14 protein-coding genes, 19 tRNA genes, 1 rRNA gene and 2 riboswitches are annotated in these 19,926 nt (G+C 42.0%); of the genes, 7 read left to right on the top strand and 27 right to left on the bottom strand.

What is annotated here, in order from left to right; translation table 11 throughout:
- Window positions 1-1,284 precede the first annotated feature (1,284 nt).
- The 3 genes from CAO17_RS19085 to CAO17_RS21480 are packed head-to-tail and all read left to right on the top strand — an operon-like array spanning window position 1,285 to window position 4,383.
- Window positions 1,285-3,204, top strand: coding sequence for an ABC transporter ATP-binding protein (locus CAO17_RS19085; RefSeq protein ID WP_085994080.1), 1,920 nt, complete (start codon window positions 1,285-1,287; stop codon window positions 3,202-3,204).
- Window positions 3,204-4,043: a serine/threonine-protein kinase gene (locus tag CAO17_RS19080; protein WP_218775578.1), complete on the top strand. Its 840-nt coding sequence runs from the start codon at window positions 3,204-3,206 to the stop codon at window positions 4,041-4,043. Before CAO17_RS19085 ends, CAO17_RS19080 begins: the two co-directional genes overlap by 1 nt.
- Before the next feature lie 43 nt (window positions 4,044-4,086).
- A complete protein-coding gene (locus CAO17_RS21480) occupies window positions 4,087-4,383 on the top strand; it encodes a hypothetical protein (RefSeq protein WP_218775577.1) in 297 nt (98 codons plus the stop codon).
- A gap of 115 nt (window positions 4,384-4,498) precedes the next feature.
- On the opposite strand, the gene CAO17_RS19075 is transcribed toward CAO17_RS21480, so the two are convergent.
- Window positions 4,499-5,851: a gluconate:H+ symporter gene (locus CAO17_RS19075; RefSeq protein ID WP_085994079.1), complete on the bottom strand. Its 1,353-nt coding sequence runs from the start codon at window positions 5,849-5,851 to the stop codon at window positions 4,499-4,501.
- 60 nt (window positions 5,852-5,911) lie between these two features.
- Window positions 5,912-6,931, bottom strand: coding sequence for a zinc-binding alcohol dehydrogenase family protein (locus tag CAO17_RS19070; protein WP_085994078.1), 1,020 nt, complete (start codon window positions 6,929-6,931; stop codon window positions 5,912-5,914).
- Between the two features lie 335 nt (window positions 6,932-7,266).
- Here CAO17_RS19070 and CAO17_RS19065 point away from each other — a divergent pair, with 335 nt between their 5' ends.
- From CAO17_RS19065 to CAO17_RS19050, 4 genes are all read left to right on the top strand, one after another.
- Window positions 7,267-7,929, top strand: a complete 663-nt coding sequence (locus CAO17_RS19065; protein ID WP_085994077.1) for a GntR family transcriptional regulator — start codon at window positions 7,267-7,269, stop codon at window positions 7,927-7,929.
- Window positions 7,930-8,355: 426 nt separating this feature from the next.
- Window positions 8,356-8,453, top strand: a riboswitch (SAM riboswitch).
- A 141-nt stretch (window positions 8,454-8,594) separates the two neighbouring features.
- Window positions 8,595-8,831 carry a hypothetical protein gene (locus CAO17_RS22155; protein ID WP_085994076.1) on the top strand — a complete coding sequence of 79 codons (237 nt, stop codon included), beginning with the start codon at window positions 8,595-8,597 and terminating at the stop codon, window positions 8,829-8,831.
- Between the two features lie 60 nt (window positions 8,832-8,891).
- Window positions 8,892-8,985, top strand: a riboswitch (SAM riboswitch).
- A 68-nt stretch (window positions 8,986-9,053) separates the two neighbouring features.
- Window positions 9,054-10,184, top strand: coding sequence for a methionine biosynthesis PLP-dependent protein (locus CAO17_RS19055; RefSeq protein WP_179151989.1), 1,131 nt, complete (start codon window positions 9,054-9,056; stop codon window positions 10,182-10,184).
- Between the two features lie 54 nt (window positions 10,185-10,238).
- The gene (locus tag CAO17_RS19050) at window positions 10,239-11,345 is read left to right on the top strand and encodes a 5-methyltetrahydropteroyltriglutamate--homocysteine S-methyltransferase (protein WP_085994074.1); all 1,107 of its coding nucleotides are present in this window, start codon (window positions 10,239-10,241) and stop codon (window positions 11,343-11,345) included.
- Window positions 11,346-11,507: 162 nt separating this feature from the next.
- On the opposite strand, the gene CAO17_RS19045 is transcribed toward CAO17_RS19050, so the two are convergent.
- From CAO17_RS19045 to rrf, 25 genes are all read right to left on the bottom strand, one after another.
- Window positions 11,508-14,591: an efflux RND transporter permease subunit gene (locus tag CAO17_RS19045; RefSeq protein ID WP_085994073.1), complete on the bottom strand. Its 3,084-nt coding sequence runs from the start codon at window positions 14,589-14,591 to the stop codon at window positions 11,508-11,510.
- A complete protein-coding gene (locus CAO17_RS19040) occupies window positions 14,588-15,460 on the bottom strand; it encodes an efflux RND transporter periplasmic adaptor subunit (protein WP_179151988.1) in 873 nt (290 codons plus the stop codon). The genes CAO17_RS19045 and CAO17_RS19040 overlap by 4 nt, the downstream gene beginning before the upstream one ends.
- Before the next feature lie 153 nt (window positions 15,461-15,613).
- The gene (locus CAO17_RS19035) at window positions 15,614-16,102 is read right to left on the bottom strand and encodes a competence protein ComK (protein WP_085994071.1); all 489 of its coding nucleotides are present in this window, start codon (window positions 16,100-16,102) and stop codon (window positions 15,614-15,616) included.
- A 318-nt stretch (window positions 16,103-16,420) separates the two neighbouring features.
- Window positions 16,421-16,792 (bottom strand): hypothetical protein, encoded by a 372-nt coding sequence (locus CAO17_RS19030; RefSeq protein ID WP_085994070.1) that lies wholly within the window; start codon window positions 16,790-16,792, stop codon window positions 16,421-16,423.
- A 125-nt stretch (window positions 16,793-16,917) separates the two neighbouring features.
- On the bottom strand, window positions 16,918-17,340 hold the full coding sequence (gene fabZ, locus CAO17_RS19025) for a 3-hydroxyacyl-ACP dehydratase FabZ (protein WP_085994069.1): 423 nt from the start codon (window positions 17,338-17,340) through the stop codon (window positions 16,918-16,920).
- Between the two features lie 212 nt (window positions 17,341-17,552).
- A tRNA-Ala gene (locus CAO17_RS19020) sits at window positions 17,553-17,625 on the bottom strand.
- A 6-nt stretch (window positions 17,626-17,631) separates the two neighbouring features.
- A tRNA-Gln gene (locus CAO17_RS19015) sits at window positions 17,632-17,706 on the bottom strand.
- Window positions 17,707-17,711: 5 nt separating this feature from the next.
- Window positions 17,712-17,786 (bottom strand) — tRNA-Asn (locus CAO17_RS19010).
- 15 nt (window positions 17,787-17,801) lie between these two features.
- Window positions 17,802-17,875, bottom strand: a tRNA-Arg gene (locus CAO17_RS19005).
- 63 nt (window positions 17,876-17,938) lie between these two features.
- Window positions 17,939-18,012, bottom strand: a tRNA-Ile gene (locus CAO17_RS19000).
- Window positions 18,013-18,020: 8 nt separating this feature from the next.
- Window positions 18,021-18,094: transfer RNA gene (locus CAO17_RS18995), tRNA-Gly, on the bottom strand.
- Between the two features lie 15 nt (window positions 18,095-18,109).
- Window positions 18,110-18,195, bottom strand: a tRNA-Tyr gene (locus CAO17_RS18990).
- A gap of 18 nt (window positions 18,196-18,213) precedes the next feature.
- Window positions 18,214-18,289, bottom strand: a tRNA-Phe gene (locus tag CAO17_RS18985).
- A gap of 335 nt (window positions 18,290-18,624) precedes the next feature.
- Window positions 18,625-18,717, bottom strand: a tRNA-Ser gene (locus tag CAO17_RS18980).
- Between the two features lie 16 nt (window positions 18,718-18,733).
- Window positions 18,734-18,807 (bottom strand) — tRNA-Met (locus CAO17_RS18975).
- Between the two features lie 11 nt (window positions 18,808-18,818).
- Window positions 18,819-18,891 (bottom strand) — tRNA-Ala (locus tag CAO17_RS18970).
- A gap of 15 nt (window positions 18,892-18,906) precedes the next feature.
- Window positions 18,907-18,983: transfer RNA gene (locus CAO17_RS18965), tRNA-Pro, on the bottom strand.
- A 4-nt stretch (window positions 18,984-18,987) separates the two neighbouring features.
- A tRNA-Arg gene (locus tag CAO17_RS18960) sits at window positions 18,988-19,064 on the bottom strand.
- 3 nt (window positions 19,065-19,067) lie between these two features.
- Window positions 19,068-19,156: transfer RNA gene (locus tag CAO17_RS18955), tRNA-Leu, on the bottom strand.
- 8 nt (window positions 19,157-19,164) lie between these two features.
- Window positions 19,165-19,239: transfer RNA gene (locus tag CAO17_RS18950), tRNA-Gly, on the bottom strand.
- A gap of 28 nt (window positions 19,240-19,267) precedes the next feature.
- Window positions 19,268-19,352 (bottom strand) — tRNA-Leu (locus CAO17_RS18945).
- 5 nt (window positions 19,353-19,357) lie between these two features.
- Window positions 19,358-19,433, bottom strand: a tRNA-Lys gene (locus tag CAO17_RS18940).
- Window positions 19,434-19,449: 16 nt separating this feature from the next.
- Window positions 19,450-19,525: transfer RNA gene (locus CAO17_RS18935), tRNA-Thr, on the bottom strand.
- Between the two features lie 163 nt (window positions 19,526-19,688).
- Window positions 19,689-19,764, bottom strand: a tRNA-Val gene (locus tag CAO17_RS18930).
- Window positions 19,765-19,771: 7 nt separating this feature from the next.
- Window positions 19,772-19,886, bottom strand: a 5S ribosomal RNA gene (gene rrf / locus CAO17_RS18925).
- Window positions 19,887-19,926: the final 40 nt, after the last annotated feature.

Here is a 19,926-nt window from a genome sequence, read left to right as displayed (position 1 = left end):
GTTCCCATTGATTTATCGGCACTCCCACTTGTTTATCGGCGGTCCCATTGATTTATCGGCACTCCCACTTGTTTATCGGCGCTCCTCATCATTTATCAGCTCTCCCTCTTTTTTATCAGCTCTCCACCCGATTTATCAGTGCCATCCCCCTCCCTTCACAGAATACAATGAATTTCCAGTCGTGATACACGCCAATTTACACTGTCTTTACAATTGTCATTTAATGGCAACAAATCTCATGAATTCCTCATTTTATTCTCACGAGATTCTAAGGTTCGGCTCATAGTTTCCTAATATTTCCATGCGATACTATAAGCAAGTCGAAAGGGTAACCAATATAACTTATTTCGATGTTGCAACACCAGCTGTTACCGCAAAGGCCTCCAGTGTAATTTAACACCATGGGGCTACTGGAACAGTAATTCTTAAAATCTACTTAAATCCGTTACTCACCTTTGAAAGGAGGATGAAATCATGACTTACTTCGATAACGTGTCACCGGCTGTTTCTACAGAAGACTCTAGTGTGAGCTACAGCTTCAGCCAAGAAAGTGAAAGCAATAGCTATAGTGATAGCGATTCTTAATATCTATTAACATTCATTACTTAACCTTTGAAAGGAGGATGAAATCATGACTTACTTCGATAACGTGTCACCTGCTATTTCTACAGAAGACTCTAGTGTGAGCTACAGCTTCAGCTATGAGAGTGAAAGCAATAGCTACAGTGATAGCGATTCTTAAAATCTATTAAAATCTGTTACTTCTATTTGAAAGGAGGATGAAACCATGACTTACTTTGATAACGTGTCACCTGCTATTTCTACAGAAGATTCTAGTGTGAGCTACAGCTTCAGCTATGAGAGTGAAAGCAATAGCTACAGTAATAGTGATTCTTAATATCTATTAAGATCTGTTACTTCCTTTTGAAAGGAGGATGAAACCATGACTTACTTCGATAACGTGTCACCGGCTGTTTCTACGGAGGATTCTAGTGTGAGCTACAGCTTCAGCTATGAGAGTGAAAGCAATAGCTACAGTGATAGCGATTCTTAATATCTATTAAAATCTGTTACTTCCATTTGAAAGGAGGATGAAACCATGACTTACTTCGATAACGTGTCACCGGCTGTTTCTACGGAGGATTCTAGTGTGAGCTACAGCTTCAGCCAAGAGAGTGAAAGCAATAGCTACAGTGATAGCGATTCTTAATGACAGGATGCAAAAGACTTGATGAGCGGCTCCTAATGAAATAGGGGCCGTGTCTTCATTCAGGAGTGAGAGGAATGGAAAATCGAAAACAACGTGTAAAAGAAAAGAAACGCGTATCTTTTCAAAAATTTAAAGACTTATGGAATATAAAAGATACGGGGGATAACCTTATTTCCCAGTCCCCACCAGTGCCAGTAAGAGAGATTTTTCGTACGTTTTGGCCCTATGTCAAGTCCTACCGCTTTTGGATTATTTTAAGTTTCATACTAATGGCTCTCCAACCTATGGTTCAGTCAGCGACTGTTTGGCTGATGCAGGTTTTCATTGATCGTGTTTTAATTGCCGAGGATTTTAGTCCCCTTTATTGGCTTATTCTCTCCCATCTAGGACTCACCCTTTTGCGGGGATCGCTTTATTTCGGTGGAACCTATCTTTCCAATTGGGTAGGGGAAAATTTTGTTCTTCAATTAAGAAAAAGCCTTTATGAACATTTACAGCGTCTGTCCCTATCTTTTTTTGAGGGGCGTAAATTGGGAGATATTATATCGCGAATCACTAGTGATATTGCTTCTATCGAGCGATTGATGATTACGGGAGTAACCTCAGCTGTTTCCTATCTCTTTCAACTCATTGTCTTTATTGGTATGCTTTTTTTCATGCAATGGAAATTGGCTTTAGTCTCCTTAATCGTTGTTCCGCTATTTTATACCGTGACCCGATTTTTTTCACGTCGTATTAAAATGGCATCTCGGGAGCGCACCCGCAGAGAGGGAGCCATTACTGCCATATCGGAGGAAAGCTTTTCGAATATAGCATTAATGCAGGCATATAATCAGCAGGATGCAGAAAGTGAGCGGTTTGACCTGCAAAATCAGCGGAGCTTTAAGGCTAAAATGTTAAAAGTTCGGTTGAAAGCAGCCTTTTCTCCAGTCGTCAGTCTAATCGAAGTGGCAGGAACCTTAGTTGTTATGGTCGCTGGAACTTGGCTGCTTATCCATCATGAAATTACGGTAGGTACTCTTGTTGCTTTTATCTTACTTCTCAGCAAACTATATAGTCCTGTCCGTAAATTGAGTAAGTTGTTAAACACCATCTATTCCGCTTCAGCAAGTGCGGAGAGGGTGATTGAATTTATGAAGGAAAAGCCGATGGTCAAAGAAGAACCCTATGAACTGCATCAAACCTCGGGTCGTGTCGAATTTGAGAATGTCTCTTTTTCCTATCCAGGGAAATTGAAAAAAATACTTTCGAATGTTTCCTTTTCCGTTGGGCCTGGTGAATCCGTGGCACTAATTGGTGCAAGTGGTGCTGGAAAATCTACCATTGTAAAACTGCTCATGCGCTTCTATGACCCAACTTCTGGGAGGATTCTGCTTGATGGAAATATGATTAAAGGATTAACACTGGATTCATTACGCAAGAATGTAGCCGTGCTTTTTCAGGAATCCTTAATTTTTGACGGAACGATTCGGGAAAATATCGCATATGGGAAGCCAGGTGCGACCGATGAAGAAATCGTAAGGGCTGCTAAATTTGCTGATGCCCATGGATTTATTCAAGAAATGGAAGATGGTTATGATACACCAGTAGGACAAAAAGGGAGGAATTTATCCGGAGGGCAAAGACAACGAATAGCGATTGCACGAGCCATGATACGAAATGCGTCCATTCTCATTCTCGATGAACCAACAGTAGGTCTTGATGCGCGCTCGGAAAGGCAAATAATAAATCCATTAAAAACCTTAATGGAAGATAAGGCGACATTGATTATTACCCATGACTTAAAAAGTGCTGCGAAAGCCGATCGAATCCTGTTTCTTGAAGACGGGGAGGTTATAGAAAGTGGTACACATGAAGAATTGCTTATGCAAGGGGCAAAATATGCTGAACTGTTTAAGGTACAGCAAGGGGAAAAGAAACATCTAACTACCGTCCCAAATCCAAAAGTTGTGGATAAGGGAAATTTCATAACAAAAGAGGAGATGGTGAAATAATGACAATCACTAAAATGAGTGCGGCCCATACCGAACCCCTTCAAAAAGGAGAATCCCTCATTCCCGGGTTTACAGTCATCCATCATATGAGACGCGGGAAGGACTGTGACGTTTATTATGTCTGGAGTGAGGAAAGGCTAACGGGATGTATTGCGAAAACCTTACAGCCAGAAACACAGGAAAATGAGGTCATGCGAAAGCGAATGATAAAGGAAGGGGAATATTTAAAGACACTTTCTCATCCCAATCTGGTTCGGGCTTACGAAGTCGTAGAGAGTCCAACCCCCGTTTTCATACAGGAGACGTTGACAGGGGAAACCCTCTCCCATCTGATTCGAAGCCTTACTAGCCAAAATGAAGTACTGCCGACCAAGCAAGTGGCACACCTTGGCATGCAGCTTTGTTCAGTAGTCCATTATCTTCATCTCCATAATATTTTACATCTCGACATCAAACCTTCCAATATTATTTCCCAGCCACCTCTTGCCAAGGTCATTGACCTTAATTTGGCTGCGTCACCAGGGGAAGTAAGAAAAGGAATGGGAACCAAACAGTATATGGCTCCCGAACAAGCAAGGGGGGATGTTTTGACAACGGCTGCGGATGTATGGGGGATTGGTGCAGTACTCTTTTTTGCAGCAACTGGCAAGCGCCCATTTCAATCCTTGGAAGATGGAAGGTATGAACAACTCGAAAGACCAGCAGAACCTGTACAGACCTATCGGGAAATGGATGAATCTTTAGCCAATCACATTAACCGCTGTCTGCAACATGAACCCGAACAACGCCCAGACCTAAAGGAGCTCCATGAATTTTTACGTACGTTTATACAGGCCTGATTCGCGGACGGAAGTGGTGCGTTGGGGACAGAACTTTCCGTGCATGAGTACAGTGCGTCGTGCAGCAATTTCTCTTGGCGCAACATCTAACTATACAGTTTATGAAAACCCGATCTTTGCTTATCGGGTTTTACGCTTCATTGATGGACTTTCCTCTGCTTTTATGGGAGGTCCATCCGAATTTATTCCTTCAGCTCCCCTTATGACTCCTCCTTCTATTTCACCTGATTCGCTTCTCCTCCAATCTTCCCCCATCCATTCTCCGCATTTCATCGTACCATCTCAACAGCTACCCATGACGAAAATTGCGACTAGAACCGCCCCTATCCCGGTAACATGACGTTTCAATACCATGTTCTCCACAAAAACCGTACCCATGAAAACAAAAAAACACTAGACGGGCCGCTTCATCGTGAAGCCCTTCTAGTGTTTTTACACCTATTCATCCTATCATTTTAAACAAAGAGACTAAGCAGTAACACGAATACTAGTCCACAAACGGAGATAAGTGTTTCTAGTACCGTCCATGTTCCAAATGTTTCCTTCATGGATAAACCGAATGATTCTTTAACAATCCAGAAACCGGTATCGTTTACATGTGAAGCGATAATACTACCCGCTCCAGTTGCTAATACCACTAAAGCTAAGTTAACATCGGAACCGGCCAACATTGGAAGTACAAGTCCAGCAGTGGTTAGGGCAGATACGGTTGCAGAACCCTGTGCCAACCTGATGATAGCAGCGATTAACCATGCAAGGAATATGGGCGAAATCGTACTGCCTTCGAAAATTTGTGCAACATAATCACCAACTCCACCGTCCATCAATACTTCTTTTAAGGAACCACTCACACCAAGAATCAATAGTAGCATACCAATTGCTTTAACCGAATTCTCTGCTGATTCCATAAGATCCGTCATCGGAATCTTTCGAGCAATACCCATTGTGTAAATGGAAAGCAATACAGAGAGCAGCATTACCATCGAAGGAGTTCCTAACGTAGCAATAATATCAAAAAATAAATTGTTCTCTAAACCAACTGTATCCTTCACTAACGTAACAATCGTAGAAAGACCCATTAAAATAACTGGGAATAAAGCAGTGAATGCACTAACTCCAAATCCTGGAGTATCTTCTAATTTAAATTGCTTGGCATCCCCTAATTTTGCAATACTACCTTCCCCAGCTCTTTCAAAGGCTGAAGGGACAAATTTTCTTGCAACTACGGTAAATAATGGACCTGCGATAAGAATGGTTGGAATCGCGATAATAATACCGTATAGCAATACCATTCCTATATTTGCACCATACTGATCAGCAATTACCGTAGGACCTGGATGTGGCGGTAAAAATGCATGGGTGGTAGACAATGCAGTCGCCATCGGAAGTCCAAGCCATAGGAATGAAATTTTCGTTTGTTTGGCAATCTGATAAACAATTGGAATTAATAATACAAGACCAACTTCAAAGAATAATGCAATACCTAGAATAAATGAAGTAAGAATAACAGCCCACTGAACTCTTTTCTCACCAAATTTATCAATTAACGTCATGGCGATTCGCTGTGCCCCACCGGCATCCGCGATTAATTTACCAAGAATTGCACCAAATCCAAAAATCAAACCTGTGCTGGCAATCGTACTTCCGAGACCAGCTTCAATTGATCCCATAATCTCCGTCACTGGCATGCCTAATGCAAGACCAAGTAGGAATGAAACAACAACTAATGTAATCATCGTATTCATTTTAAACTTCATAATCATAATGAGTAGAAGTAAAATACCTAATGCAGTAATAATTAATGGCATAACTTTCTCTCCCCTATTTTCTATGATGAAATATTATTCTATATTTTTTCTATTGAAAACTTACGCAAACTCGATAACTAGTTTTCTTACTTTATCCGGGTTTTCTTCTATAAACTGGAATGCTTCTTTTGCTTGGTCAATATGGTATCGATGCGTAACTAGCCCATTATGTGTTAATTGTTTCGTATTGATGAGCTCTACTACTTTACCAAATTGATTGGTTTGCAGTCTTGATCCGGTAATCGTTAATTCCTTCTTTGTAATCGGCATCAATGCAATCGATGATGGGGTTGCATTAAATCCTAATGTCACCACATTCCCCGCTTGAGAAGCAACCTCAACACTTAATTCAAAGGTGCTTGGCATACCAACCGCATCAATCACGACATTGGCGCCTTCTCCAGCAGTGATGTCATGGATTCTTTCCTTGAAGTCTTCTTCCGTTGGATTGATGGTATAATCTGCACCGTTTTCTTTTGCAAATTCCAATCTCTCGTTTGTAAGGTCAGAAATAATGGTTGTTGCGCCGCGTAATTTTGCCATTTTTAAAACGGTAATCCCAATCGGACCCGCACCTTGGATACATACCGTTTGTCCTTCCTGTACATTTCCTCTCCAGGTTGCCTGGGCACCAATTGTGTATGGCTCAGCCATCACCGCTTCATCCCATGCAATCTCTGCATCTACTTTATGCACCTGTCCTTCTGGAATGACAACGAATTCTCTCATGCCACCATCTTCATGTACACCAAATACGGAAACCTTTTCACAAACGTTCGGGCGTCCGCTTTTACATGCGTAGCATTCACCACAATAGCTTATTGGCTCAATAACCACATGATCCCCAACAGCTACCTTACTTACATTTGAACCAACCTTTACTATTTCTCCAGCCACTTCATGTCCTACGATTCTTGGATACGTGGCAAGTGGGTTTGTTCCATGGTAAATATGCATGTCAGATCCGCAAATTCCCACCCTTTTTATTTTTATCTTCACTTCATCTTCTAGCTCCACATTGGGTTCGGCCACATCTAATAATTCGATACGATTTGCCTCTGGTATCTGAATCGCTTTCATTTCATCCACTCCTTGTACTTTCTCAGTTATCGAAACAGTATTCTTATACGCTTTCATTTTAGGTTGTTTTATTGTAATGTAACATGTAATATGTAACATTTCACATGTTACATTTAAAAGAATACAATAGATAAATATAGAAGTCAATGAGCTTTTTTCATAAGATGAGAATAAGGTTTCCAAACAAAATTCAACATCGTCCCCTTTCCCATTTGGGGATAGGCATTGTTTTCTTTTTTCTTAAAAGGTTATATAATCATTAGTAATATGGGCACTATTACCCGAACAAATTTCACGAATTGATTGGAAGTATGGGGCAAAGGTGGTATAGGAACATGGCCAAAATTAAATCTTTTCTTTTAGCAGAACAAGTATATGAAATTTTACGTGAAAAAATTATCAATAGAGAATATCATCCTGGAGAAAAACTGGATATTTATAAGTTATCCGACGAGTTTGGTGTAAGCCGTTCACCTATTAAGGAGGCAATCAATCAACTTGAATATGATGGACTGATCGAAATTATTCCTCGAAAAGGTACCTACGTAACCGAAATAAATTTAAATTCATTGATGGAAGCATTAGATGCTCGGCTGATGGTTGAACTTTGGGCTGCTAAGGAGATCATTCATACCGTACCAGCAAGTAAAGTGGAAAAATGGGGACAGATTGTGCAACAAATGGATGACCTACTGAAACAAACACCCTTTGCCTTTCAAACATATAATAAGGCAGATATGAAATTCCATGACACAATCATTGAATGGGCTGGAAACAAAACGATAACTGAATTTTTTTCCTCCTTAAATGCACATGTAGCCTTATCACGTATCGTTCAATCAACCTCGCTTGAAAGCACGAAAAAAAGGCATGCAGATCATTGGAAATTATACCATGCAATGGAGGAACGGAATTATGCTGCCTTTTCCAATGCTATAACCTCACACATTGAAAGTATAAAAAAAGAAGCTTCCACTCTATTTGAAGAAATGGAGTAACTTAGCTGGTATATTAGGATGGTTCTTTTGCTCCATTTCACATGAATGGAAAGCGTTCGAACCGTCCTTTTTATTTACAGGTTAAGGGCCAGGAACTTCCCTACCTCCAAAATGGAGGAAGAACGAATCTTGTTAGAGGTGTGGTAAAATTTCCCCTAAAAGCTGATTCGTTCGAGCCTGCAGACGTAGGTCTCAAGAGGCGTTGCAACGGATGTTTTGGCTTTAGCCTTTGTTCCTTTGTTTCTGGAGGATTAGAGAATCCCCCCACTGATTAAAGGATTTACTTTCTTATGGGTTCCTCCCCCACTTCAACTTTAATAGAATAAGAAATAGTCTCGCATATATTAAAAAAATTCATTCATTTACCCTTGACTTTTTATCCTAACAGCTGTAAGGTAATTGGTAGTAAATTGAATAGTTAAATATTTCTTATCCAGAGAGGTGGAGGGACTGGCCCTATGAAGCCTCGGCAGCGGACTTTTAGTACTGTGCCAATTCCAGAAGCATATGCTTGAAGATAAGAAGAGCTATTAGCGAACACGCCATACCCCTCTTCTTATTTTCAAGAAGGGGGGTTTTATTTTTCTAATGATTTAAACCGCAATTCCTACACATGGTCATTTAGCAATTCCTTAAGCATTAGCTAGCTTGAGAGGAAAAGAGAAATGAAGCGTAGTTCAGAGTCAGGTGATTGCTGGAGAAGGATATTTTATGCGAGAAATGGTAGATGGATATGTTGGGCTTCCCTATCCCATATCGCACAACCGAAGCGAGCACTGGCGGAAGTAATAGGTATTGAAGCTGTACATTCTAACTACTCCCCTGACATGGAGAAGCATTTCTTATTTGGAAACGATAAAACACTAAAAGAACATCATTTGAATGATCGATTAAAAGCTTAAGGAAATGATTTATGGAATGATACCTTCATTTCATGCTGCTAGAAAAATTGAATAGGATGGATCTTATCCAGAGAGATGGAGGGAGTGGCCCGATGAAGTCTCAGCAACCGGTCTAGTTTTAGATCAAGGTGCTAATTCCATTAGTAGATAAGAGGATCGTTAGGATGATGAGGGATCTTCTTATAGAAGGTCTTTTTATTTTTCCAAAATTAACGAATAAGGATGGATAACGTGACAAAGAAAGGCATCGAAACTCTGTTGGTGCAGTTAGGAAACCGCAGTGATCCAAAAACTGGGGCCATTAATCCACCGATTTATTTATCGACAGCATATCAACATCAGGGACTTGGTCAATCTACTGGATATGATTATACCCGTACGAAAAACCCAACCCGAACGATATTAGAAGAAGGTATTGCTGAGTTGGAATCTGGTGATGAAGGATATGCCTGTAGTTCTGGTATGGCTGCCATTCAGTTAGCTCTCTCCCTTTTCCAAACGGGCGATGAATTGATCGTTCCCGAGGATATTTATGGGGGCACCTATCGTTTACTGAAACAATATGCGGACCTCTACCAGATAAAAACGACTTACTCGCCATTTGATGATGTCCATGAAACAGAGAAATTAATAACCAATCATACAAGGGCATTGTACATTGAGACACCGACCAATCCATTAATGCAGAAAATTGACATCGAAGCCTATGTGTCACTTGCTCGTAAGTATAACGTCTTACTTATCGTCGACAATACGTTTTTAACTCCTTATTTACAACGACCACTAGAACTAGGGGCTGACATTGTTATTCATAGTGCAACGAAATACATCGGTGGCCACAATGATGTACTAGCGGGATTAGTCGTTGCTAAGGGGGAGGAACTTTGTGAAAAACTAGCAACAAACCATAATGCCTCCGGTGCGGTATTATCCGCCTTTGATTCTTGGGTATTAATTAGGGGATTAAAAACGCTTGGCTTACGGATGAAACGCCATGAAGAAAATGCAAAGGAAATTGCGAAGTTTTTGGAAAAGGAACCTGCCGTTACCGATGTATTATATCCTGGAATCGGTGGCATGCTTTCCTTCCGACTGAAAGAGAGTGATTGGGTGAAACCCTTTTTAGAAAACCTCCAATTGATTATGTTCGCGGAAAGCCTAGGCGGGGTGGAAAGTTTTATTACGTATCCTGCCACACAGACTCATGCTGATATACCGGTTGAAGAACGGACACGTCGGGGAGTTGATGATCGTTTATTACGCTTTTCCGTTGGGATTGAACAGACGGAAGACATTATAGCGGACTTAAAACGGGTATTTGCCAAATTGAAAAAAGAAGAATTGGAAGTATGAGGTATCGTTTTATAGGCTATACAAATTTAAAAAATAAAGAAAGAGGGAATGGAAATGACAAAAACCATAATAAAAGCTCCATTTAAAGCAGATCACGTTGGAAGTTTATTACGCCCGGAAGTTTTACATGAGGCAAGAAAGAACTTTAAAGAAGGAAACATTTCAGCAGAAGCACTCCGAGAAGTAGAAACAAAAGAAATCAAGCGAATTGTTGATAAACAAATTGAAGTAGGACTACAGGCTGTAACCGACGGGGAATTCCGACGTACATGGTGGCACTTGGACTTTTTGGAACATTTTAATGGCATAGAGGGATTTGTACCAGAAGCAGGATACAAATTTCATGGGATGGAAACAGAGAAATACCATGTACGAAATGTTGGAAAGATCTCCTTTAACCCAGACCATCCATTCCTAAAAGACTTTATCGAATTTAAAGAAATCGTTGGAGACCGTGCTGTTCCGAAACAAACCATTCCAAGTCCGAACCAATTATTTAAACATTCGATTCGCAACAGAGATATCTATCCAGACATTGAAGAGTATGCCAATGATATTATTAAAGCATATCAGGATGCATTAAAAGCATTTTATGATGTGGGTGTTCGTTACCTACAGTTGGATGATGTTTATATTGCTGGACTATCTTCATCTAACTATCGTTATACCGATGAGGAAGAGTATTCCAATGAACAGTTAATTGATTTAGCCGTACGCGTTGTTAATGGTGTATTAGAGGATAAACCGGAGGATCTAATTGTAACCACCCATCTATGTCGTGGAAACTATCAATCTACATGGGCATTTGAGGGAAGCTATGCCAAAGTTGCCCCAACATTATTTGCAAAAGAAAAAGTAGATGGATTCTTTCTTGAATATGATGATGATCGTTCCGGAAGCTTTAAGCCATTAGAGCATATTCCGAATGGTGGTCCACAAGTCGTTCTAGGTGTATTTACATCAAAGTTTGGAGAGCTAGAAGATAAAGAAGTCATTCAATCTCGTATTGAAGAAGCTGCACAATATGTTCCTCTTGAACAAATATGCATCAGTACACAATGCGGTTTCGCTTCTACCCACCATGGAAATAAGCTAACAGAGGAACAACAATGGGAAAAATTAAAATATATTGTAGATCTATCAAAGGAAATTTTGAATTAAGTAATAGAAGCGGACAGTCTTGCACTGTTCGCTTTCACGTTTTTAGAAAATTACTAATACCGCTGCGGAAATACACCAAAGGCGGCTCAATGGCATTCCTCCCCCCTAAAAAAGGGACCAAACCACTCACCCACGAGTAGCCTGGTCTTTTCGTATAAAAAACTATCCTTCCTGCGGCTTTTTCTTCCTTCTCGTAGTAACCTTTATGGTTATATCATCAAACATCGTATAGATAACCGGTACAAAAAACAACGTAAACAGTGTAGATACACTCAAACCAAATATAATGGTAATAGCTAGCGGTTGTTGCATTTCGGCGCCCTCCCCTAATGCGAGGCCTAATGGAATCATCGCTAGTACGGTGGTTAGCGTGGTCATTAGGATAGGTCGGAGCCTGCTTCTTCCCGCCTCGATGACGGCTTGTTTTCTTGACATCCCGCGTCCTCTCAAAATATTGATGTAATCCACTAAAACAATCGAGTTGTTGACGACAATACCGGCGAGCATGATGATACCGATAAAGGCTGGAATACTCAGTGGGATATCGGTAAGGAACAATCCACCAAGAACGCCTATCACGGTTGTTGGCATGGCGAACATAATAATAAACGGAAACAGGAAGTTTTCAAACTGGATAGCCATGACAGCATATACTAGAAAAATGGAGAACACCAATGCCAATGCCAGCTGTGAGAATGATTCGACCATATCTTCTGCTTGTCCGCCCATGGAATAACTGTATCCTTCTGACAGGTTCATCTTATCGAGCCTGGATTCCACGTCTGCTACGACACTTGCAAGGTCACGGTCCGTGATTGCACTTGTTATGTTCGCTTGGGCTTGCTGGTTTTCCCTTGTCAAGGTAGCCGGTCCTTGCACTTCTTCAAAGGTTGCAACTTCTTCTAGCGGAATAACTGCACCTGTTTGTGCTTGAATTTTCAGGTCCTCTATATCACTCATGGTGGAGCGCTGCTCTTCTGGATACATGAGGATGATATCGATTTCCTGCCCTTCTTCCCGATACCTTGTAGCCGTTTGTCCATTAAATTGCATTTGAATTTGCGATGTGATTTGAGACTCATTCAAACCATACATGGCAGCTTTTTCTTCATCAATGACAATTTCCATTTGTGGAATGCCTTCTTGTGCGGATGAAGTTGGATTAAACACACCATCCACTGTAGAAATTTCAGCGACGACCTCTCGTGATAATTCCTGCAGTACCTCATGTTCTGGACCGGTTAATGCAATTTGAATCGGGTCACCCATGCTCATACCAGCATCCATCGAACTTGCTGTAATTTCCGCACCAGCAATTTTTTGGAGTTTTCCATCCAATTCTTGAACAATATCCGTTGTGGACCGGCCTCGTTCACTTGCTGGAATCAATTGCAAGGTATAGGTGGCCCCATTAGAACTCCCTCTCATCATCGGATTGCCGCCACCACCAGAGCCACTCACCGTAACATAGTTGACTTCCATCACTTCATCATAATCTGCTAAAATCTCATTGACCTGTTGAACGATGGTAGAGGTATATGCAAAAGTTGTTCCGGCTTCGGTTTCCACAGAAATCTGCGCTTGACCCTGGTCTGATGCAGGAATAAATTCAGCACCAATCGTAGGAATCAAAGCCAAACTACCGATTAAAGCAGCTATAACGACAAACACTGTCGTTTTCCGGAATGTAATGACTCGTTTTAATCCATTGCTGTACCTATCTTTTAGCCAATCCAAGAATCGATCAAACCAATAACGGCGACCATGCTCTTCCATTGCTTTGGATAGTAATTTAGACGAAAGCATTGGAACCAAGGTAATAGCCACAACAAGGGAAGCGATTAATGAAAAAGCAACAGCTAAACCAAGTGGCATAAATAAATCTGCTGCGATTCCTTCCACAAACACCATGGGTAAAAAGACAACCAATGTTGTTGTGGTGGATGCAATAACGGCTGGTGCTAGCTCTGATGCACCATTTATAGCTGAATCCTTTAAGCTATTCCCACGTTTTCGGTAAGAATAAATATTTTCCAAAATAACAATGGAACTATCCACCATCATTCCGATACCTAATGCTAAGCCACCAAGGGTTAGAACATTTAACGTTTCACCCGCAAAGTACATAAGGGCAAACGTCGATATGAGGGCGATTGGTATCGATAATCCAATCACAATGGTTGCACGAATACTCTTTAAAAATAACAGCAAGATGAAGATGGATATGGCGCCACCGATTATAATATTTTGGACAACCGAATCAATGGACATTTCAATAAATTCAGAGGTATCGATAAGAATCTCTAGCCCTACATTATCCCCAAGATCAGCATTCAACTTCTCTAAATTATCACGAATGGTGGATGCAACCTCCACGGTATTGGCATCCGTTTGTTTCATGATGGAAAGAACCAGTGATTTTTCCCCATTCACGAAGGATGCAGATGTCGATTCTTGAAACGTATCCTTTACCTCTGCCACGTCTTCTACATGAATCGTTGCTCCCGTTTGCGTTTGGATAATCGTTTCCCTTATATCATCCACCGATTCAAATTCACCCGATACCCGCATTTGTAAATCCTGGTTCCCTTTATCGACTGTTCCAACCGATGCCGATTGATTCGTATCATTAATGGCTTGCATCACCGTTTGGGTTGTTACACCGTATTGTTGCAGTTTTGCTGGGTCCATGACGAGATGGATTTCTCGTGTTTTCGCCCCTTCCACGGTTACCGATGCGACACCTGCCTGTCTTTCAAAGAATGGAACAATTTGATCATTCGCAAGCTCCGTTAATGTTGCTGTATCTTTTCCCGTAAGCCCTACATACATCACTGGCATGGCTTCTGGACTAAATCGTAATATGCTTGGGTCCCCTGCTTGTTCTGGAAGCATGCCTTTTACTTGATCGATTTTTTCCCGAACATCGAGTAAGGCCTGGTCCAAGTTTGTTCCATTTTTAAACATCATAATCACGAGGGATGACCCCGATTGAGATTGGGACTGAATGGTGTCTATTCCCTCCACGGTACTCACCGCTGATTCAATGGGTCTAGAAATCAAATTTTCGATGTCCTCGGGTGCAGCGTCTGAATAATTCGTTGCCACGACAGCAACTGGTAAGTCAATTTGTGGAAAGAGATCGACCGCCAAGTTACGGACGGACATAAGACCGAGTGCTAGGATGGCAAGCACAACCATGATGACACCAACCGGACGTTTTACGGAAGTGTTTATCAATTTCAAGATTTATTCCCCTCCGTAACGTCTACCTGTCGTCCATCTGTTAAAGTAAGATGACCAGAAACAATCACCTGGGCACCCTCTTCCACTCCCCCTTCGATGGCAGTTTCCTCCGATTGTGTCTCTAAGATGGTTACGACTTGTTTGGTTGCTATATCATCTTTTACAACATAAACAAAGGCTTCTCCATCTTCTTCCACGATGGCTGTAGTTGGTACAATAATGGCAGCGTCTATTTTTTCTTCTGGAATATGTATTTCTGCAATCCTTCCCGGTAATAATCCTTCATCGGGATTTTTCATTTTAGCTACTACCGGATATAGTCCAGTATCATCTGGCAATGTATCCTTTTGTATGACGGTTGCCTCATATTCGTTTCCGTCCACCACCACAGGTAATGTATCATCCTTAGATAGTAGGGAATGATTGTCAGCTGTTACAGAGAATTGAATTTCCACTTCATCTAAATCAGCAATCATCGCAATGGGTTCTTCCGTATTCGCCATATCTCCTTCCCTTACTTGCAAATTAATAATTTCTCCATCTCTTATGGCGCGAACATTTTGTGTACCGGTTGGGGTAGATAGTTTAGCGATGAGGTCCCCCTCTTCTACGGAGTCACCATTTTCCACTTCCAACCCATCCACCTTACCCGGTGATTGTACGACAATCGGTGCTACCGTATTTGGTGCGGTTCTGCCTAAAACAGTTTGAACGACACGCAAGCTGTCTTCCTTGGCTTCTGCCACTTCTACGGTAACCACTTGATTTTCCTCTTCCTCTGTATCGGTAGATGTATCCTTTTGTGTAGCACATCCAGCCATTCCTGAAACGAGAACAACCATCATCATACTTCTCACAAACTTCTTCATGTTTTTTGCTCCTCTCCATAAGACGGAACTTTTAGTACTATTAGTTTCCATCAATGGCGTTTTCTCATTCATCAGCCTTATCAAGAAGAGCAACTTTTAGACTAAAAAAAGAAGGTCTACCCTCCTTTTTCTTTACATACCTATTATTCGGTTTCACCATAAATTCTGTCCTTCGCCAAAAAGAAAATTACGGTTAAAATGGACGATTACCTGGCTTGCTCGTTTATATTGTCCATCCATGATGGCCTTCGTTGTATTAACGACCGTACTTGTACCATCGTAAAACCTTACTTGTGTTTTGTCGTGAATTTGTGTGTAGTCTTTGATGTGGTGGTAGGCAATCCATACGCAGTCCTTATTTTTTATCGAAGCAGTTGGAACGATGTAGATACCCTGATGAGGAATAATTGGAATAGGGACTTTGCTAGTGGTATTCAGAACATCCTTAACAACCTCTATCCTTCCTTTTAATGTGGAACCAAACCGTTTGCAATTATAATTGATAATATCTTCCGGCTTTTGATAAGAATATATTTCTTTAGGCTCATGAACACTTTCTTCCATAATAACGGATCGATAGTAAGCGGATTCATTTCTTCGGATTAATTTTGTTTTTTTGGTTACGTTGTAATAATGCTTCATCTGACTACCTCTTCCCTATTCAGTTTTATAGTATAAATGTACTATCTGATACTATTTTACTATAAAGTGGAAGGGAATGGTTAACTATTTTTGAACACTTTCTGTGAGAGGCCGAAGATGGGCTAGGCTAGGGAGAATAATGGAGGTAATTTTGTGGATATGACAGCATTATCCATGACCATGTTGCAAACACAGGCCCAATCTCATTTAGAGTTCATACGAGGCGAAAGGCAATTCATCTCCACCTAAATCAAGGGAATGGACAAATATAAAGGCAGAACAGCCTTCTAATTAGAAAGCGTTCTGCCTATTTCTATCTTATGAGTTATTTTCCTCATCATCCCGGTTTTCATCACCGTTACCAATACCATCGCCATTACCATTATTTCCACCGTTTTCTTCGGCTGGGTTTTGGTTACCGTTGTCATCCTCTTGGTTTAACGGTGCTTCTTCCTCACCTGTTAATGGGTCTTCTTGATCCACACCGTTTTCCCCATTGTTGTTTCCATTTCCTTCTTCTTCATTGGTTACACCGTCATCATCCATTGGACCATTTTCGTCCATTGGTGCTTCTTCTTCTACTGGTGCATCGTCCTCAACCGGGTCTGGTTCCTCATCGTTACCACACGCGGCAACGAGAGATAATGCCAAAATCGGAGCACCCAATTTAAATAAGTAGCTTTTATTCATAAAAGTATCCTCCTTTAGTTTACGTTTCGTACTTAGGATGTCCAATTTAGGAGGATGTCATTCTACTTATTTAAAATTTGTTCAGTGAAACGAACATTCAATGTAAAGGAGAGGCGAAAAACAGGTTATTGAATAGCAAAGGTTATCTCCGCTTCACATGCAACCTCACCATCAACCGTCGCAATGCCTTTCCCTTTTCCTATAGGTCCTTTCATCCGAGTAATTTCTACTTCTAGACGAAGCTGATCTCCCGGACGAACTTGACGTTTAAATCGGCATTTATCTACACCAGCTAGGAATCCAAGCTTCCCTTTATTATCTTCCATTCCTAAGACGGCAATCGCCCCAACCTGTGCAAGCGCCTCAATAATTAACACGCCAGGCATCACCGCATATTCCGGAAAATGACCTTGAAAAAAAGGTTCATTGGCGGTAACATTTTTCAAGCCCACCACTCGTTGGCCTTTTTCCATTTCCGTAACTTTATCTACCAATAAAAACGGATAACGATGTGGAATAATATCCTTAATTTGTTCAATATCCATCATGACTATCTTACTCCTTTTTATGTAAATGTACTCTTGGGAATAGTATACCAGAAAATAGGTGTGTTGGTCTCGTGGCTGGGTAGTTGCTTGGGCTAGGTTTTCCTGATGCATAGAAGCCAAACATGAAAGCATAAAGGGAAACAAATGGGGCGATGGAAAAAGTACAAAAAAATAACAATCAACATATTAGCTGATTGTTATTTTTCCAGTTATGGAGCCTAGCGGGATCGAACCGCTGACCTCCTGCGTGCAAAGCAGGCGCTCTCCCAGCTGAGCTAAGGCCCCGATATATGGCTGGGCTACTAGGATTCGAACCTAGGATACACGGGATCAAAACCCGATGCCTTACCGCTTGGCTATAGCCCAATATATGGCTCCACAGGTAGGATTCGAACCTACGACCGATCGGTTAACAGCCGATTGCTCTACCACTGAGCTACTGTGGAATAATAGGATGAAAACGCGCCCTAGAGGATTCGAACCTCTGACCCACAGCTTAGAAGGCTGTTGCTCTATCCTGCTGAGCTAAGGGCGCAAAAGTAATGGTATGATTTCTACTATGTTATTTTACCCTGAAAAGGAAAAAAATATACATGAATGGGCCTGAGTGGACTCGAACCACCGACCTCACGCTTATCAGGCGTGCGCTCTAACCAGCTGAGCTACAGGCCCATATATAATGGAGCGGGTGAAGGGAATCGAACCCTCGACATCAGCTTGGAAGGCTGAGGTTTTACCACTAAACTACACCCGCATTTATGATATAAAATGGTGGAGGGAGTAGGACTCGAACCTACGAACCCGATGGGAGCGGATTTACAGTCCGCCGCGTTTGGCCAACTTCGCTATCCCTCCACTTAATTGTTTTAAAAGTGGTGGCTCGGGACGGAATCGAACCGCCGACACACGGATTTTCAGTCCGTTGCTCTACCGACTGAGCTACCGAGCCGTAATTATAAATGAAATTATCTAATATAAAAAGCTCACTTTTCGTTTGTGACCCCTGCATCTGCTAGTTTATTCAAAGATGATTCGTGCTTCGGGGTTACTCGTAGATTATTCGGTAGAAGTGTTGCTTGTTGCTCTACCGACTGAGCTACCGAGCCGTAATATTATTTATAAATTGTTAGTATTCGCCATTGCTTTTTTGGAATTTGTGCTCGTCATGTTGCTAGCCTTTTCGGTGTAGCAGCATTCCTCGCAGGCCTGCACATAGATGCTTAGTCAATGATGTTGACGGCCAGCTACCGAGCCATAATATTACTAATTATTAAGTTTTATGTATGGAGGAGGTAGAGGGATTCGAACCCCCGCGCGGTTTGACCCGCCTCTCGGTTTTCAAGACCGACCCCTTCAGCCAGACTTGGGTATACCTCCGTATTATTTTAAAGTATAGCGGTGGAGGGGATCGAACCCACGACCTCACGGGTATGAACCGTACGCTCTCGCCAGCTGAGCTACACCGCCAAAATTAAAAGTGGAGCCTAGCGGGATCGAACCGCTGACCTCCTGCGTGCAAAGCAGGCGCTCTCCCAGCTGAGCTAAGGCCCCATAATAGATTTATAATGGTCGGGAAGACAGGATTTGAACCTGCGACCCCATGGTCCCAAACCATGTGCTCTACCAAGCTGAGCTACTTCCCGTTAATGGCGCGCCCGAGAGGAGTCGAACCCCTAACCTTCTGATCCGTAGTCAGACGCTCTATCCAATTGAGCTACGGGCGCTTATGGTGCCGAGGACCGGAATCGAACCGGTACGGTAGTTACCTACCGCAGGATTTTAAGTCCTGTGCGTCTGCCAGTTCCGCCACCCCGGCACATAGTCTGGAGCGGAAGACGGGATTCGAACCCGCGACCCCCACCTTGGCAAGGTGGTGTTCTACCACTGAACTACTTCCGCATGACAATGTTTTTATAGTATATTATAATGGTGCGGGTGAAGGGAGTCGAACCCCCACATCCGAAGATACTAGATCCTAAGTCTAGCGCGTCTGCCAATTCCGCCACACCCGCATAAATGGTGAGCCATGAAGGATTCGAACCTTCGACCCTCTGATTAAAAGTCAGATGCTCTGCCGACTGAGCTAATGGCTCATATATTTTATAGAAATGGTGCCGGCCAGAGGACTTGAACCCCCAACCTACTGATTACAAGTCAGTTGCTCTACCAATTGAGCTAGGCCGGCGTATTATGTTTTAGATAATATTATTAGATGGTGCACTACTTTTTTTATGCTCGTCGTGTTGTAAGTTCATTCGGTTAAGTTGCACTTCTCACAAGCCTGCACATAGTAGGTTTTGATGAAATAAACGGCTTGCTCTACCAATTGAGTTAGACCGGATTATATATGGTGGAGGATACAGGACTTGAACCTGTGACCCCCTGCTTGTAAGGCAGGTGCTCTCCCAACTGAGCTAATCCTCCGGATGAAACCTGGCGGCGTCCTACTCTCGCAGGGGTTAACCCCAACTACCATCGGCGCTGGAGAGCTTAACTACTGTGTTCGGCATGGGAACAGGTGTGACCTCTCCGCCATCGCTACCAGATAATACTTATTCATAAGAACAAGTTATATTATATGCATTT

It is taken from the genome of Oceanobacillus senegalensis (genome assembly GCF_900176885.1).
GTDB lineage: Bacteria > Bacillota > Bacilli > Bacillales > Amphibacillaceae > Oceanobacillus > Oceanobacillus senegalensis.
This window is presented reverse-complemented; position numbering and strand designations above follow the sequence as displayed.

Bases quoted from the DNA above. Each gene is read 5' to 3' on its own strand.
- CAO17_RS19050 (WP_085994074.1), top strand. From the start codon at position 10,239: ATGACAAAAACCATAATAAAAGCTCCATTTAAAGCAGATCACGTTGGA.
- CAO17_RS19075 (WP_085994079.1), bottom strand. From the start codon at position 5,851: ATGCCATTAATTATTACTGCATTAGGTATTTTACTTCTACTCATTATG.
- CAO17_RS22155 (WP_085994076.1), top strand. From the start codon at position 8,595: ATGAAGCGTAGTTCAGAGTCAGGTGATTGCTGGAGAAGGATATTTTAT.
- CAO17_RS19055 (WP_179151989.1), top strand. From the start codon at position 9,054: ATGGATAACGTGACAAAGAAAGGCATCGAAACTCTGTTGGTGCAGTTA.
- CAO17_RS21480 (WP_218775577.1), top strand. From the start codon at position 4,087: ATGAGTACAGTGCGTCGTGCAGCAATTTCTCTTGGCGCAACATCTAAC.
- CAO17_RS19040 (WP_179151988.1), bottom strand. From the start codon at position 15,460: ATGAAGAAGTTTGTGAGAAGTATGATGATGGTTGTTCTCGTTTCAGGA.
- CAO17_RS19035 (WP_085994071.1), bottom strand. From the start codon at position 16,102: ATGAAGCATTATTACAACGTAACCAAAAAAACAAAATTAATCCGAAGA.
- CAO17_RS19030 (WP_085994070.1), bottom strand. From the start codon at position 16,792: ATGAATAAAAGCTACTTATTTAAATTGGGTGCTCCGATTTTGGCATTA.
- CAO17_RS19080 (WP_218775578.1), top strand. From the start codon at position 3,204: ATGACAATCACTAAAATGAGTGCGGCCCATACCGAACCCCTTCAAAAA.
- fabZ (WP_085994069.1), bottom strand. From the start codon at position 17,340: ATGATGGATATTGAACAAATTAAGGATATTATTCCACATCGTTATCCG.
- CAO17_RS19085 (WP_085994080.1), top strand. From the start codon at position 1,285: ATGGAAAATCGAAAACAACGTGTAAAAGAAAAGAAACGCGTATCTTTT.
- CAO17_RS19070 (WP_085994078.1), bottom strand. From the start codon at position 6,931: ATGAAAGCGATTCAGATACCAGAGGCAAATCGTATCGAATTATTAGAT.
- CAO17_RS19065 (WP_085994077.1), top strand. From the start codon at position 7,267: ATGGCCAAAATTAAATCTTTTCTTTTAGCAGAACAAGTATATGAAATT.